At 45.3% G+C, this 16,075-nt stretch carries 14 protein-coding genes and 2 tRNA genes; 8 read left to right on the top strand and 8 right to left on the bottom strand.

The window, feature by feature from the left end; translation table 11 throughout:
• Positions 1 to 122 precede the first annotated feature (122 nt).
• The 3 genes from AC3IT7_RS00870 (at position 123) to AC3IT7_RS00860 (ending at position 1,080) form a co-directional block, all read left to right on the top strand.
• Positions 123 to 213 (top strand) — tRNA-Ser (locus AC3IT7_RS00870).
• A gap of 363 nt (positions 214 to 576) precedes the next feature.
• On the top strand, positions 577 to 804 hold the full coding sequence (locus tag AC3IT7_RS00865) for a hypothetical protein (protein ID WP_475655102.1): 228 nt from the start codon (positions 577 to 579) through the stop codon (positions 802 to 804).
• Positions 805 to 1,004: 200 nt separating this feature from the next.
• Positions 1,005 to 1,080, top strand: a tRNA-Thr gene (locus tag AC3IT7_RS00860).
• A 76-nt stretch (positions 1,081 to 1,156) separates the two neighbouring features.
• Here the strand turns inward: AC3IT7_RS00860 and AC3IT7_RS00855 are convergent.
• From AC3IT7_RS00855 to AC3IT7_RS00845, 3 genes are all read right to left on the bottom strand, one after another.
• A complete protein-coding gene (locus AC3IT7_RS00855; RefSeq protein ID WP_489249072.1) occupies positions 1,157 to 2,005 on the bottom strand; it encodes an SAM-dependent methyltransferase in 849 nt (282 codons plus the stop codon).
• Positions 2,006 to 2,008: 3 nt separating this feature from the next.
• Positions 2,009 to 3,316 carry an FAD-dependent oxidoreductase gene (locus tag AC3IT7_RS00850; RefSeq protein ID WP_489249071.1) on the bottom strand — a complete coding sequence of 436 codons (1,308 nt, stop codon included), beginning with the start codon at positions 3,314 to 3,316 and terminating at the stop codon, positions 2,009 to 2,011.
• Between the two features lie 414 nt (positions 3,317 to 3,730).
• Positions 3,731 to 4,609 carry a pirin family protein gene (locus AC3IT7_RS00845; protein ID WP_489249070.1) on the bottom strand — a complete coding sequence of 293 codons (879 nt, stop codon included), beginning with the start codon at positions 4,607 to 4,609 and terminating at the stop codon, positions 3,731 to 3,733.
• Positions 4,610 to 4,918: 309 nt separating this feature from the next.
• On the opposite strand from AC3IT7_RS00845, the gene ycaC reads away from it, so the two are divergent.
• Positions 4,919 to 5,545 carry an isochorismate family cysteine hydrolase YcaC gene (gene ycaC, locus AC3IT7_RS00840; protein ID WP_489249069.1) on the top strand — a complete coding sequence of 209 codons (627 nt, stop codon included), beginning with the start codon at positions 4,919 to 4,921 and terminating at the stop codon, positions 5,543 to 5,545.
• A gap of 143 nt (positions 5,546 to 5,688) precedes the next feature.
• Positions 5,689 to 6,612 (top strand): LysR substrate-binding domain-containing protein, encoded by a 924-nt coding sequence (locus tag AC3IT7_RS00835; protein WP_489249068.1) that lies wholly within the window; start codon positions 5,689 to 5,691, stop codon positions 6,610 to 6,612.
• Between the two features lie 79 nt (positions 6,613 to 6,691).
• On the opposite strand, the gene ahpC is transcribed toward AC3IT7_RS00835, so the two are convergent.
• From ahpC to AC3IT7_RS00815, 4 genes are all read right to left on the bottom strand, one after another.
• Positions 6,692 to 7,255 carry an alkyl hydroperoxide reductase subunit C gene (gene ahpC, locus AC3IT7_RS00830; RefSeq protein WP_475655105.1) on the bottom strand — a complete coding sequence of 188 codons (564 nt, stop codon included), beginning with the start codon at positions 7,253 to 7,255 and terminating at the stop codon, positions 6,692 to 6,694.
• Between the two features lie 335 nt (positions 7,256 to 7,590).
• Positions 7,591 to 8,181 (bottom strand): single-stranded DNA-binding protein, encoded by a 591-nt coding sequence (gene ssb, locus AC3IT7_RS00825; protein WP_475654126.1) that lies wholly within the window; start codon positions 8,179 to 8,181, stop codon positions 7,591 to 7,593.
• Between the two features lie 51 nt (positions 8,182 to 8,232).
• On the bottom strand, positions 8,233 to 9,597 hold the full coding sequence (locus AC3IT7_RS00820; RefSeq protein ID WP_475654127.1) for an MFS transporter: 1,365 nt from the start codon (positions 9,595 to 9,597) through the stop codon (positions 8,233 to 8,235).
• 152 nt (positions 9,598 to 9,749) lie between these two features.
• Positions 9,750 to 10,838: a DUF475 domain-containing protein gene (locus AC3IT7_RS00815; RefSeq protein WP_475654128.1), complete on the bottom strand. Its 1,089-nt coding sequence runs from the start codon at positions 10,836 to 10,838 to the stop codon at positions 9,750 to 9,752.
• Positions 10,839 to 11,057: 219 nt separating this feature from the next.
• On the opposite strand from AC3IT7_RS00815, the gene tenA reads away from it, so the two are divergent.
• The 3 genes from tenA to uvrA all read left to right on the top strand — a co-directional run bounded on the left by tenA (position 11,058) and on the right by uvrA (position 15,327).
• Positions 11,058 to 11,729, top strand: coding sequence for a thiaminase II (gene tenA, locus AC3IT7_RS00810; protein WP_475654129.1), 672 nt, complete (start codon positions 11,058 to 11,060; stop codon positions 11,727 to 11,729).
• A gap of 216 nt (positions 11,730 to 11,945) precedes the next feature.
• The gene (locus AC3IT7_RS00805) at positions 11,946 to 12,314 is read left to right on the top strand and encodes a hypothetical protein (protein ID WP_489249067.1); all 369 of its coding nucleotides are present in this window, start codon (positions 11,946 to 11,948) and stop codon (positions 12,312 to 12,314) included.
• 181 nt (positions 12,315 to 12,495) lie between these two features.
• On the top strand, positions 12,496 to 15,327 hold the full coding sequence (uvrA, locus tag AC3IT7_RS00800) for an excinuclease ABC subunit UvrA (RefSeq protein WP_489249066.1): 2,832 nt from the start codon (positions 12,496 to 12,498) through the stop codon (positions 15,325 to 15,327).
• Between the two features lie 122 nt (positions 15,328 to 15,449).
• Here uvrA and AC3IT7_RS00795 read toward each other — a convergent pair whose 3' ends face one another.
• Entirely contained in the window at positions 15,450 to 15,935 is a 486-nt protein-coding gene (locus AC3IT7_RS00795) for an HIT family protein (protein WP_489249065.1), read from the bottom strand.
• Positions 15,936 to 16,075 lie beyond the last annotated feature (140 nt).

Here is a 16,075-nt window from a genome sequence, read left to right as displayed (position 1 = left end):
ATATTGTCTTCGTTTTTGAACAAGCATTTTTGCGAATCATAGCACCACGTTAAAAGTTTTTCTGCAAATCAATTGTTTCAGCTTGGCACAGCTGGTTTTTTTCGCTATTATCCTCGGCCTATGGTGAAGTGTCCGAGTGGCTGAAGGAGCACGCCTGGAAAGTGTGTAAACGTTTATAGCGTTTCGAGGGTTCGAATCCCTCTTTCACCGCCAGAATTTAAAAACCCGAATCACATGATTCGGGTTTTTTATTGCCTGAACTTTAAACTCGCATCTGCTTAGAATAATTGAACAATCCATCATCAGAATGATGCAAGCCACGCGATGCCAAGGCACAGGTTTATTGCAGGGTGATCATCCGCCATATTTAAATTTTTCTTAAGCTCTTGTCCTTTTCTCGGTTCAATTTAGAACTGGCATAAAAATAGCTTAATTCTATTGTCATCAAAGCTATGTTATGTTGCCTATAGAGTGATTGAGAGGAGCATAAAAACTATAAAATAGAACCAAATACATGATTGATCGAGCCATTTAAACTTAAAGCTAAATAGATACACTGCTATTCGGAGAGCGAATATGAATAACAGCGCAAACTATGCAAAACAGATCAAAAATGCAAAACGTGGCGGTTATACTCCAACCATTGCCAAAGACATCAATAAACATAAAATCCAAAAAGCTCTGAGACTCATCGAACAGTGGCGAAGCCTCGCTCAAGAACTCAAACCGCAAATGCAGCTTGATATGGCCTTTACTTTAGAGGAATGTGCACAAGAATTAGACCGGATTCTAAAAAACCGCTAATTCCCGTTAAGCGTTTAAACACGACCAGACTCTATATATTGATCCTCGCCCATATCTGCTTATATGGGCGCTTTCTATGTTGCCTTAGAAAAGACATTAGATACCATCAACCGAAAAATGATAAATCCTGTCAAAATAGATTGAACGGTTATTTTTTGGCTTGCGCAGCGAATAAAAGTCTGTAAAATGCACCCCACCATGCCGGCATAGCTCAGTTGGTAGAGCAACTGACTTGTAATCAGTAGGTCCACAGTTCGAATCCGTGTGCCGGCACCATATCTTAGCCTCGCTTTTTAGTGAGGCTTTGATGTTTCTGGGCCTGATGTTTTCAGCTAAGTATTGCTGGCTGTTTCTAGTGCTTCGCTTGTGCCGTTACCTGCACATATCTCACGATCCCTTCCTGATATAATTTCTGGCATAGCTTCGCCGTCATTTGAATTTTAAAATGATCCAGGCTTGAACCTTGAGCATGCTGAGCAGCATGTTTTGAATTTAAAGTTTGCCCAACATAATTTGCAAAGCCTGAAAATACAGCTTCGGACAAATCCTGAATCTGAATATTTTTAAATTCAAAACGATCTAGACACTCATATAGTGCACCGACAGACATTAATTCTTTTAGATTTATATCGGCAGATTTTAATAAAAACTGATATTTGCGCCGTTGCAAGGCATTCAGATTGTGCCAGCGTTCCGATAACACCAGATGGTGAAAACCAATCCGCGCCTTTGAATTTAAAACACTGCTGATCTGTTCCAGCAGTAACGGAACCGGGCTGTGATAGGCCGCATCCAGACACAGCACCACATCAAAACGCTGAGAAAATGGCAATTCCTTTAAACGCAAGAATGAAGCCTGATAAATGGCATTCAATTCTGGCAAATGCTGCTGGATATTGGCCACATACGCTGCTTGTAGTTCGACACCGGCCAGATATTGCACCTGATACTGCTGCTGCCAGTGCAACAAACTTGCACCCTGACCACAGCCCAGATCCAGCAATTTATCTTTTGAATTTAAATTGACGCCATCTGCGAGCCGATCGGCCAGCGTCCGACAGGCAGTGACATAATCCTGCTGCCCTGTCTGCCAGTAGCCCAGATTGCTCCAAGACAATTGCGCCTGATCCCCCAGCACTGCTGCATGAATGGCATATTTATGCTGAGGAAGACGCTGACGCAGTGCCTGAAGCCATTGCATCAATTAATAGCCCAGTTGCGGAGCAACCTCAACTACAGGTTTTAAACCTTGAAACGGCAAAGGCGCACCGAAAATCTCTGCAATCTTCATCGCCGAGGTCACAGCCGATTCCAGAATTGGCAAACCGTCACATGACCATGAGCCGCAGAAGAAGACTTTACGATTGGTTTCCAGATGACGCTGCTGTAATTCCTTGTTCAGCGCCACAGTATTGGCATCCACCACGGCACGGGTCAGCATGACTGAGGTAATGACTTTTTTCGGGTCAATCTCGGTCACCGGACGCCAGGTCTGGAATACTGCCGACTTGCCGACCAGCGAAGGTTCAATCGAGTTGAGCCACACGGTAAATTGCTGACGGGTAAATTTACGATCCATCATGTAGCTGAGTACAGCCCAGTCTTTACGTTTTGGCGGCATCACGCTGGCGTCGGTATGGATTACCAGTTCGCCCTGTTCAAATTTGAATTTTTTCAATAATTCAATTTCGCTGGCAAACTGGGCTGGATCCAGGAATTGCTCAATTTTGGTGGTCGGTGTTGCGACAATGACACGGTCAAACAGTTTGGAATAACCGGCTGCATTTTCGACTTTGACCTGATCGCCCTGCTCTTGCACCAGCGTAATCGCTGAACCGTCTTCAATATGAATGCCTTCCACCAGTTTGTCGACCAGCGCTGGTGTACCGCCTTGCAGGCGCAATAAAGCATCGCCATCGGTCAGTTGGCGCAGGAAAATTAATAACGGTTTCGCCGGCCATTCACCAATAGTTTTCGGATTGCAGGTACAAATGGTATACAGCACCGGCATCACTGCACCGTGCCAGAACACTTCTTCAATCTCGTTACGATTGATAAATTCTGCCAGGCTGATGTCCTGATTTTTCGACTTAAAGAATTTGGTCAAGGCAACTTTGAGCTGCAACAGACCTTTAACCAGACGCCAGCCATACTGTTGCAGGCCTTTACGGTTATTGATAATTGGAATATTACCGATACGGCTACGCGATGTGGTCAGCCAAGTTTCAGTCTTATCTTCAAATAACCAGCTGCATGCCATATAGGTCCGCACCGGATAGGTTTTAATGCCAAGATGCGTGGCCAGACTCAGGGTGTTTTTCCACAGATAAGGATTCATCACACGTAAAGGTGCATCAATCAGTCCGCCCTCAAATTCAAGGCTATGACTGTCCATGCCGCGACCTGGAAGTGCTTCAAAAATCGTGATGTGATGTCCTGCATCCTGGAGAATTCTGGCTGTTGCCAGTCCGGCCATGCCACTACCAATTACTGCGATATCCAATCTGATCATCCGTCATTGAAAAACTACAGAAATTATGTACCATGCGCCAATCAAACAGGTTATTAAAATCTTCCAGAATATATGTTTTTCGTAAAAGCTTTTTCAGGCAATGAGATTTGCTTTTACCGGTTTTCCCGGCCTTATCTCGAAATCAGTCAAATCTAGGATTTCATTCAATTTTTTATAATTTATATAGAAAAATTACTTTAAAAACAAATGTTTTAATTGACCAGTTTTATAACCATTGGTTGACAAATACGCCTAAAAATCGTATGATTGCCGGCATAACAAAAGCATGAACCCATCACATTCCACTAAGATGAGTTAATGCGTAAATTATTTAAAACGACAAGAAACTACAGCGCCTTATAAAATAAAAGCCTCTGCGAAAGCAGAGGCTTCTTTGTTTCAATCCTGAGTGTGCTACTCGGTCTGTACCGCGATTTCACCAAATTTACCCTGATTAAAATCCTGAAATGCCTGCATAATTTCTTGCTTGCTGTTCATTACAAATGGACCATAACCTTGAATCGGTTCATTGAGTGGTTCACCTGTCAGTAGCACAAACTGGGTATCTTGAGAAGCTTGTAACTGAATCGAGGGATCGCCATCCAGGGCAAACATCACCATCGAGCTGTCCAGGACTTTCTGGGTCGCATTGACCACCAGTTCACCCTTCAGTACGACCAACAGCGCATTATGTCCAGCAGGGATAGGCAAGGTGGTTTCGTGTTCCGCTTTCAGTTCACCATCCCAGACATTGATCGGACTAAAAGTATGGGCAGAACCTTGATGACCCGCAAATTCACCTGCAATCACCCGGACATGCCCAGCCTCTTCGTCCATTGCAATTCGCGGAATATCGGCGGCAGTGATCGCTTGATAACGTGGTGGCGTCATTTTGTCTTTGGCCGGCAGATTGACCCAGAGCTGCACCATTTCAAAGAGACCGCCATCTCTGGCAAAATCCGGAGCATGAAATTCTTCATGTACCACACCTGAACCTGCCGTCATCCACTGCACATCACCCGCCTGAATCGTGCCACCGCCGCCGCTTGAATCTTGATGCGTGACTGCACCCTGATAAGCCAAGGTGACAGTTTCAAAACCGCGATGTGGATGTGAGCCTACACCATGCTGCACAGTGGTCGGATCGAAATGGTAGGGTGAAGCATAATCCAGCAATAAAAACGGGCTGATCGCCTGACCTAAACGGTCATAGGAAAACAAATTTTTTACCGGAAAGCCATCGCCAACCCAATGCATGTTTTGATTACGGTAAACACCAATCACTTTTTTCATCTTTTAACTCCTATTAAGATAGGATGAACATGCAGTAATTTTATGCCGGGCCAAGATGTACCGATAGTCTTAAACTGGAATACAGTATCTTATATATAAGACAATCCCTGCTTGAGCTTCCCCAGTTCAATATAATTGACTTAAAATTTTAGACTAAATTTTTAATTATCCTATTTTCAAGATTATTTATCCCAAGATTCGGGCTTATTTTGTCCTGTTTTTAGCTCTAATATAAAAATCACCACATCCCGGAATAGCCTTCGTTTTATCCAAGGCGGGATGCTAATTTTGATAGAGAGGAATAAAAAAATGGCAAAACCTTATGTACGTTTAGACAAAGACAACGCAGCCGTATTACTTGTAGATCATCAGACCGGCTTGCTGTCACTGGTGCGTGATATTGACCCGGATAAATTCAAAAACAATGTATTGGCTCTAGCAGCGGCAGCAAAATATTTTAATTTACCTACCATTTTGACCACCAGCTTCGAACAAGGCCCGAATGGTCCGCTGGTGCCTGAGCTGAAAGACCTATTCCCGGATGCGCCCTATATTGCCCGTCCAGGTCAAATTAATGCCTGGGATAATGAAGATTTTGTCAAAGCTGTAAAAGCCACCGGTAAAAGACAGTTGATCATTGCGGGTGTGGTGACAGAAGTATGTGTCGCCTTCCCGGCACTGTCTGCACTTGAAGAAGAATTTGACGTATTTGTGGTGACAGATGCATCTGGTACTTTTAACCACCTGACACGTGATGCGGCATGGAACCGCATGTCACAGGCGGGCGCACAGCTGATGACCTGGTTTGGTCTGGCTTGTGAACTGCACCGCGACTGGCGTAATGATATCGAAGGTCTCGGTAGCCTGTTCAGCAATCATATTCCTGACTATCGCAACCTGATTAATAGCTATAACCAGAATACTGTACAGAAATAATCTGTGGTGATTTCTAAAAAAAGCGGCCTTCGGGTCGCTTTTTGCTGGAACAATTAAATTAATCTGGCGTGAAAATAGTTTAGCCTGACTCGGATTTCCCCTATGATAAAAATTGTATGAGCACAGAGCGATTGAGGTGAAAAGTGCATTCTTTTGATGACTATTATTATTTTTATCTGGTGGTCAAGCATGGTGGTTTCAGTGCGGCCAGCGACATCTCCGGGGTCACCAAGTCCAAGCTTAGCCGACGTATTTTAGAATTAGAAGCTCGTTTTAATGTCACCCTGATTCAACGTTCAACCCGACATTTTAAGGTAACATCGCTGGGCCAGGAGTTTTTTGAAGAATGTGAAAAGCTGATTCAACAGGTAGAATGCGCCCGCAATGTCTTGCTCAAGCAGAAAAGTGAACCACAAGGTCTGGTCAAGCTGAGTTGTCCTTCGGTAATGATGCGCTACCAGATCCGCAGTCTGCTGAATGAATTCCTCAAGACTTATCCCAAGGTTCAGCTAGAAATGGAAATTGCCAGCCGGCGTGTCGATGTCCTGCATGATGAGATTGACCTGGCGATACGTACCAACTTTGAAGCCAATGAGGATTCCAGTATTGTCGTCCGTGATGTGATTAAAACCACGCATTGTCTAGTGGCCAGTCCGGAGCTGCTTAAAGATCGCCATATTAACTACCCCACTGAGATCAATGACTTTCCGACCATTGTTTTAGGCACCCAAAGAAATCACTATCAATGGCATCTACATCGTACCGACAGTCCTGAACAGATGGACATTCCCTTAGAGCCCCGCATCAAAAGTAATGATCTGGCCGGCGTCTACTATTCTGCACTGGATGGTCTGGGTATTGCCGACCTACCCTTGTTAACTGTGGAAGCAGACCTTAAAGCTGGTCGACTGGTACATCTGCTGCCTGACTGGTGTTCCAATACGGGAACTGTACAACTGGTCTATGCCTCACGCAAAGGTCAGCGTCTGGTGATGGAAAAACTGATTGAGCATCTGGTCGAAGGCTTGCGTGCCCAAGCCGAAAGCCATCCGGGCTATACCATTTAGCTTGCGTTTTTATATTGGGCAGACCATAAAAAATCCAGCAACTTGTGCTGGATTTTTTGCTTGGACAAAACTGATCGAATTAGATTTTACCGACCAGATCAATTGAAGGAGCAAGAGTTGCTTCGCCTTCTTTCCATTTGGCAGGACATACTTCACCTGGATGAGCATGTACATATTGTGCCGCTTTCACTTTACGCAGCAGTTCAGCTGCATCACGGCCGATACCACCGGCATTGATTTCAACGATCTGGATTTTGCCTTCTGGGTCGATCACGAAAGTACCACGATCTGCCAGACCTTCAGCTTCAATCAATACTTCAAAGTTTTTCGCCAAAGTCCAGGTTGGGTCGCCAATCATTGGATACTGGATTTTACCAATTACGTCAGAGGTATCGTGCCAAGCTTTATGGGTGAAATGTGTATCGGTTGATACACCATAAATTTCCACGCCCATTTTCTGGAATTCAGCATACTGATCGGCAAGATCGCCTAATTCTGTTGGACAAACAAAAGTAAAGTCAGCAGGATAGAAGAATACAACCGACCATTTGCCTTTCATGTCCTGCTCAGACACTTCTACAAATTGACCATTGTGGTAAGCAGTTGCGTTAAATGGTTTGATTTCAGTATTGATTAAACTCATGAGACCTTTCCTCTATATATTGATGAGATTGTTCATTCGATATAGAGAGAATACGGAATTTCTTAGAATAGGTAAAACCGTAAGTTTTTATAAAAATAATCGTTTTTTTAGATTTAAGATTTCTATAACTTTGGCTCAGTTGATTGATTTATCAGATATAGGACCAGGCGCTTAAACGAAGTTAAATAACGATTTAAGACAGCTCATTCCATGCCCTTAGACAGGGATAGGACTTACTCATACTGCAAAAAATGCTCCGAAATATAAAAAACCCACCGTATTCGGGTGGGTTTTGGATGGTGATTTCTTTATACCAGCAACCGTTTTAGATCAAGTTAAAACGGAAGATCATCATCTAAATCTGCTGCAGGCGCTGCTGTTGGTGCAGGTGCGGATTTCGGGGCAAAACCGCTCGGGTTATTATTGCCATAACCGCTGCCCTGATTGTTGTTGAAACCGCCTTGCTGTGGCGCAGAGCCGTAACCTGACTGCGGATTATTGCCATAACCGCCGCCCTGGTTATTATTTGCCTGATTATTGTTATTAAAACGTGGCTGGTTAAAACTGTTGTCGCCCTGCTCGCCTTGTGAACGGTTAGAGTCCAGCATCTGCATTTGATCACCACGGATTTCCGTCGTATAGCGTTCCTGACCATTTTGATCAGTCCACTGACGGGTACGTAATGAACCTTCAATATATACTTTAGAACCTTTACGAAGATATTGCTGTGCAATTTCACCTAAACGGTTATGCAACACGATCCGGTGCCATTCCGTTTGTTCTTTACGCTCACCGGTACTTTTATCTGTCCACGAATCGCTGGTTGCGATCGAAAATTGAGTCAGAGAGCCACCATTTGCAAAAGTTTTGGTTTCCGGATCTTTACCCAAAGTACCTACTAAAATGACTTTATTTACACCACGCATTTGCTGTTTACTTCCTATATATTTCTGTATTTTACTTTATAAGAGTTATGCTTAAATGGCTACCTCTTTACCCAACAAGCACGTTAATTGTTGTCGCGAAGCATCATCAATCTGCTTTTTATCGACTTTTATATAGGCAACTTGCTGTTCAGACATCACCACGACCTCTTCAATACCACGAATCGCCAAAAGCTGAGAAGTCCATTCGTCAGTTTGTCTGCTTTCCGGCAAACGCAGCACCAGTGATGACAGATAGCGGGGCTGGGCCAGACCAAAGCTCAGCAGCAGCCAAACTATCGCAATCCCGGTTAGAATACTCCAGCCCATGGAAGTATTATTCAGCAACAACAGCTGTCCGCCAATCATCCCGCCAAAAAATGCACCCAAAAACTGGCTGCTGGCATTGACGCCCATTGCAGTGGCTTTAGACTGAATCGGTGCCGCCTTCGACAGCCAGGAAGGTAACAAGGCCTCCATGACATTAAAGGCAATAAAGAACAGGCCCAGACCAATCAACAAGATATATTTGGATTCAAAACCAAAGGCCATCACCATCAGCCCCAGAATAATACCAGCAATCGCGACGAGAAAAATCGCGCGCATTTTATGGTATTTTTCTGCCAGGATAATACTTGGAAAAGCAAAAAACAGACTCAGTACCAGCAGCGGCAAATACACCCAGCCATGACTGGAAAGTGGCAGATCCGCAAACTCGATCAGTTGCGATGGAACATAAATAAACATGGCAGTGAGCAGTAAATGCAAGGTAAACACCGATACATGCAGACGATTCAGATCGGCAATTTTCAGCACCTGTTTTAACTGCTGCAAATAGCCCTGCTGAAAGTTTTTATGATGTCGCGTCACTTTGGGCACCATAAACAGCATGGCAATCGCGGCCAGACCCATGATAGTCGTCACCCAGAACAATCCCGAGATGCCCACCAGACCAGTCAGCCAAGGTCCGAGGCTAAAAGCCACCACGAAAGACAGACCGATACTCATCCCCATGATGGCCATAGCTTTCATACGGTTTTCTTCACGGGTAACATCGGCCAGCAAAGCCATCACCACCGCAGATACGGCACCACCTCCGGCAATGGCACGACCGATAATCACGCCATAAATGGTGTCGGACATGGCGGCAATCGCACCACCCAAAGCAAATAAGAGCAGCCCTAAAACCACCAGCGGCTTACGGCTATAGCGGTCGGCAATCAGGCTGAATGGAATCTGCAATAAGGCCTGAGTCAACCCATAGACCCCGACCGCCAAACCGATCAGTGCAGGCGTTGCATGTTCATAGGCCTGCCCTGCCACAGAAAACACCGGGATAATCATAAACAACCCCAGCATGCGCAGTGCAAAAATACTGCTCAGGGCAAAGGTTGAACGACGTTCTAAAGCATTCATCATAAGTTATGGCGATTGGGTTAATTAATCTGGAGCCCAGATTATAGGACATTCAGCTCAGGAAGAAGACATGAATTTTATTTGAAATAAAGATGATGCCGATCTAAAAATGAAAAGCGCAGCCGGAGCTACGCTTTTCAATCAGGTACAGCGCTTTATTTTTCCAAGATGGCCTGACGCTTTTTATACTGGATTGAAGCGATCACTGCCCAGACAATGAAGGCGACACCGATCAGACCGGTAACCACTTCTGGTACATGCAGACCGGTTCCGCTGGCAATCATAATAAAGGCCAGTGCACCAATCGCATAATGCGCTCCGTGTTCCAGATAGATATAGGCATCCAATGTGCCCTGTTCAACCAGATAAATGGTCATGGAACGGACAAAGATTGCACCAATTGCCAGACCCAGCATAATGATAACCACGTCTGAGGTAATCGCAAAGGCACCGATCACGCCATCAAAACTGAATGAGGCATCCAGGACTTCTAAATACAGGAAACCACCAATACCGGCTTTCACTACACCCGTCGGTACGCCATTTTCATCATGACGAATCGCATTGCCTTCTTCATCGACTTCCGGTTCACCGCCGAGCATATGACTGAGAACCTGCACACCGATATAAATCACGATACCCCAGATCCCGGCCATGGTCACTGCCAGACGCTTGGCTTCATCGACATTGGCTGCCATGATTAACAAGGCCACCAGTGCAATAAACACCGACATCGCCGGCACATTGGCCAGGTTGGACAGACGGCGTTCTACCCGTCTGAACCAGTGCGTGTCTTTTTCTTCATCCAGGAAGAAGTTCAGGAATACCATCAACAGGAATGCCCCACCAAAAGCTGCAATTTCTGGATGATGTGCCATGAGACGGGCTGAATATTCTTTCGGATCATTCAGGGCCAGACGTACCACTTCCATAAAGCCCAGGTCTGCAGTCACTGCTACAATGACCACTGGGAAGATCAGGCGCATCCCGAAGACTGCAATCAGAATACCGACCGTCAGGAACAGCATTTTCCAGAAATGATCCCAACCACGTAGGACCGAGGCATTGACAACCGCGTTATCGAAAGACAACGACACTTCCATAATCGCCAGAATAGCGGTGATGGTCAGCGCTGTGAACATGGTTTGCAGGCCTGCTTCAGGCCCATGGGTATAGCCCCAATATGCAGACAAACCAAGACACACGATCGAAAATGCAATCGAGAAACCAAAATGTTTCAACATATACAACGACCTTGAATAAACTAAATAAATGTATTGCTGCCACAGACAGAGATACGAATAGGAAAATTTCGGCTAATTATGAAACTTTTAGCGTATAAACCAAAGCACTTCCTGAACTGTTTACAGTATTTTCTGTTTTAAAAAGCTGCCGATCTTTTAAACAGTGCGATCTTTGCTATAGTGCCGCATGGTTTAACTTGAACTGCGAAGGATTTCAGCATGAGTTTCTCACAAGAGGTATGGCAACGTAATCTGGAACTTTACCAGAACACCCTGGCCCTGCCCTTTAATCAGCAACTGGCACAAGGCACTTTAAGCCGCGATGCTTTCAGTCATTATGTGATTCAGGATGCGCATTATCTGCTGGCCTATGGCCGTGCACTCGCAGTCTGTGCTGCCAAAGCTTTTGAAGCAGACGATGTCATCCAGTTTGCCGAAGCAGCCAAAATTGCGATTGTGGTAGAGCGTAGCCTGCATGACGGCTTTATGCAGGAATTCGGGATTCACAAAGACCAGTTCGAAAGTACCCCTTTAACGCTGGCTTGCCATCACTATACATCTTATCTGACTTCAACCGCCTGGTCGGAAAGCTACCCGGTGGTGCTGGCTTCGTTGCTGCCGTGCTTCTGGATTTACGCGGAAGTCGGCAAAGATATTGTGAGTCATTCTGTGGCCAATAATCCTTATCAGGCCTGGGTGGATACTTATTCGGGAGAAGAGTTCCATACGGCAGTACGCAATGTGATTGCGACCATTGACCGTGTGGCAGCACGTGTTGATGCAGATACACTGGAAAAAATGCATCAGGCTTATACGCATGCGGCCCGTCTGGAATGGTTATTCTGGGACAGTGCCTTTGAACAACGCCAGTGGCCCGGTCTGGACCAATAATACAGATAAAAAGCCCTGTTTCAGACAGGGCTCTTTTTTGCCCTTTCTATTTAAAATCTGATCTGCTGTCATAAATTGATCATAAAAACAGCTTAGTCTAAAAAAAGAAGAATAAAACTAAGGTGTGGCAACCAGGCCAAACCTAGATATTAGCAACATATGGCCGCATAATACTTGAGAATAATTATCATTTATATTTTGGATGAGGGATAAGCTATGGACACTTTAGGCATCGAGGCAATCCGCGCCTTTTTTACCCTGCAATGTTGCTGGCTGAATAATGAGGAAGTCTATCTGGAACAAGGCTGCCTGAAATGTGGTTCGGCAGCAACTTACCTGATTTATCATACCAATCCACATATCCAGAAACGTCTGCTGAAATTTATTGAAAAGTATCGCTGTCACCAGGCCCGTCGGGATGATTTGCTTGATCTGGATTTTTTTGAAAAAGACTATGAAGACTTTCTGCAAATTCTGGAGAATGAAGTCAATTTTTATGCGCGTCTGCACCATGATATTCCACGTCACATCCAATTTGAAGATGTTGAATCAATCTTTGAACGCGCCCATGCCATGGCATGTTAAGCATTTTCCCGTCTGCCAGAAAAGATGAATAGTCCTGTAAGCTGATGCGATATTCCCTTGTGTTGTTATGTATTGACCAATCACCGACATAACTTGACGTTTAAAATACTTTTATTTGCACTTGAACATTTTTCATCCGGTATCATATAAGGGTTTTTGATGAATATTCTAGGATCCTTGCATGAGCCAAAGCCACATCCGTATTCGAGGCGCACGTACCCATAACCTGAAAAATGTGAACCTTGATATACCACGCGACAAGTTTGTGGTGATTACGGGACTGTCTGGTTCAGGGAAGTCCTCGCTTGCCTTTGATACCTTATATGCCGAAGGTCAGCGCCGTTATGTCGAGTCGCTGTCTGCTTATGCGCGTCAGTTCCTTTCGCAAATGGAAAAACCGGAAGTCGATTCGATCGAGGGTTTGAGTCCGGCCATCGCGATTGAGCAAAAATCGACCAGCCACAATCCGCGTTCGACCGTGGGTACTATTACCGAAATTTATGACTATTTACGTCTGCTATATGCACGTGTCGGCACACCGTTCTGTCCTGAACATGATCTGCCGATGGTGGCACAAACAGTCACTGAAATGGTCGATGCAGTCAAAGCACTGGAAGAAGGCACAGCCCTGATGCTGCTGGCCCCGGTGGTGCGTGAGCGTAAAGGTGAATATACGGCGCTGTTTGAACAGTTACAGAGCCAGGGCTTTGTACGTGCCCGCGTCGATGGCGAGATCATGGAAATTGATCCGCCACCTGAACTGGACAAAAAGAAAAAACATACTATTGAAGTGGTGGTGGACCGTTTTAAAGTCCGTGAGGATCTGGGCAACCGTATTGCAGAAAGTTTTGAAACCGCCCTGCGCCTCGGTGGCGATATTGCAATTTTATCCTGGATGAAGGATGAGCATCAGGATCGGGTCTTTTCAGCCAAGCATTCCTGCCCGCAATGTGACCGTGCTGTTGCCGAACTGGAACCACGGTTATTCTCGTTTAACAATCCTTTTGGTGCCTGCCCGGTCTGTGATGGCCTCGGCACACGCAGTCATTTTAGCGCCGACAAACTGATTCCCAATCCGGAGGTCAGTGTCAGTCAGGGGGCCATTCGTGGCTGGGATCGTCAGCGTCCGTATTATTACAGCATGATCCAGAAAGTCGCCGAACATTTTGGCTTTTCTCTAGAGACCCCGTGGAATGAACTGGATGCCGATACCAAGAAGAAATTCCTATACGGTACTGGCAAAGAAAAAATTGATCTGAGTTATATTGATGAGCGTGGCCGCCGTCATAACCGGGTGATTCCTTTTGAAGGAATTTTGCCGCATCTGGAACGCCGTTACCGTGAAACTGAAAGTAACTATGTGCGTGATGATCTGGCACAGTATCTGTCCAATGCTGCCTGTGATGCCTGTGATGGATCACGTCTGAATGAAATCTCGCGTAATGTGAAAATTCTGGACAAGACCATTGCCGACATTACCCGCATGTCGATTGGCGATGCCGAAAGCTATTATCAGGACATTAACCTGGAAGGTGCACGCGGTGAAATCGCCGACAAGATTTTTAAGGAAATCCGTGAACGTCTGCACTTTCTGGTATCAGTCGGTCTGAACTATCTCAGCCTGTCGCGTTCTGCCGAAACTTTATCTGGTGGTGAAGCGCAGCGTATTCGTCTGGCCTCGCAGATTGGTGCCGGCCTCATGGGCGTGATGTATGTGCTGGATGAACCTTCGATTGGTCTGCATCAGCGTGATAACGACCGTTTGCTGCAAACCCTGATCCGTCTGCGTGATCTCGGCAATACCGTCTTGGTGGTCGAGCATGATGAAGATGCGATTCGTGCTGCCGACCATATTATTGATATTGGCCCCGGTGCAGGTGTGCATGGCGGACATGTGATTGCCGAAGGCACTTATGATGAAATTCTGGCCAATCCTGACTCACTAACCGGAAAATATTTATCTGGCAAGTTAAAAATTGAAGTGCCGAAAAAACGGATTCAACCGCCTAAGCCTGAACAACAGATCAAGCTGATGGGGGCATCCGGGCATAACCTGAAAAAAGTCGATCTGACCATTCCGTTGGGCATTATGACCTGTGTCACCGGGGTATCTGGTTCGGGTAAATCAACCCTGATTAACCGTACCCTGCTGCCTTTGGCGGCAACCCAGCTAAATGGTGCAACCACCTTAACATCGGAAAAGTTTGAATCAATTGATGGCTTGCAATTCCTCGACAAAGTAGTCGATATTGACCAGAGTCCGATTGGACGAACCCCGCGTTCCAATCCAGCCACTTATACCGGTTTATTTACCCCGATTCGTGATCTGTTTTCACAAACTCCGGAAGCCAAAGCGCGTGGTTATGCCGCGGGTCGTTTCTCGTTTAACGTGAAAGGCGGGCGCTGCGAAGCCTGTGAAGGTGACGGCATGATCAAGGTAGCAATGCATTTCCTGCCAGATATGTATGTGCCTTGCGATGCCTGTCATGGTAAACGTTATAACCGTGAAACGCTGGAAGTGAACTATAAGGGCAAGAATATTTCTGATGTGTTGCAGATGACCGTTGAAGATGCCATGCATTTCTTCGATGCGATTCCGGTAATTCATCGTCGTCTGGAAACATTGCATCAGGTTGGTCTGGGCTATATCCGTCTGGGTCAGTCTGCGACCACGCTGTCTGGTGGTGAAGCGCAGCGGGTAAAACTGGCGCGTGAACTGGCCAAACGAGATACAGGTCAAACTCTGTATATTCTGGATGAACCGACCACGGGTCTGCATTTCCATGATATTGCCAAACTGCTGGATATCCTGCATCAGCTACGTGACAAAGGTAATACCATTGTGGTGATTGAGCACAACCTGGATGTGATTAAAACTGCTGACTGGGTCGTAGACCTTGGCCCTGAAGGCGGCTCTGGTGGCGGTATGATTGTCGCGGAAGGTACACCTGAAGAAGTCGTGAAAGTGAAAGCGTCACATACGGGTAAATTCTTGAAAGCGTTGTTGAAATAAGAAATCTCCCCTAGCCCCTCTTTAAAAAAGAGGGGGAATTCCCTCTTTATCTTGCGTCATATATGGCTCAGGATGAGGAAAGATTTAATTCATTTTATAAGTATGCTAAAACGGTGATTTATTCACCGTTTTATATTTTCCTCTCCTATTGAACGAATTGCTTTAGCCAATTGCGCCAGTTCTTGATCATCTGCTCTTTGCGCATCATGTGATGAAATATACCCTTCATAAACATCAAAATATTTATCGATTGAAGAATTCACGGGTTGCCAATTCTGATGCAGGCCTTGGGTCTGATGCATCGGAAATAACTTGGCATGCACATGATCAACACCAAAACCTTCAAAAATCATCCCTGTTCGGCCCACATCCTCAAAATAATGATCCAGTTTTAAGGCCACCTGTTTGGTATATAGCATCAGATCTGTCAGAACCTGATCATCCAGCTCGAATGCGTAGCTCGAATAATGCTGTTTTGGGATGACGACAGTCGCGCCCAAAGTATTGGGAAAGATGGTCAGAAAAGCCATAAATCTGTCATTTTCATCAATCAGATGACCGGGTATTTCACCCTTAACAATTTGACAGAAAATGCAATTTTCACTCATTTTTAATACTCCCCAAATTTTATAATGTTTTATTTATTTGAATAAATAGCACTTAAACTGTTTGATATCAGCTATGTCTTAAAATGATTTTTTAAATTTTGAGTGGCATACTCATGCAATTTAAAACTTAGCTACCGCAT

The organism is Acinetobacter sp. KH_038 (assembly GCF_057839405.1).
This window is presented reverse-complemented; position numbering and strand designations above follow the sequence as displayed.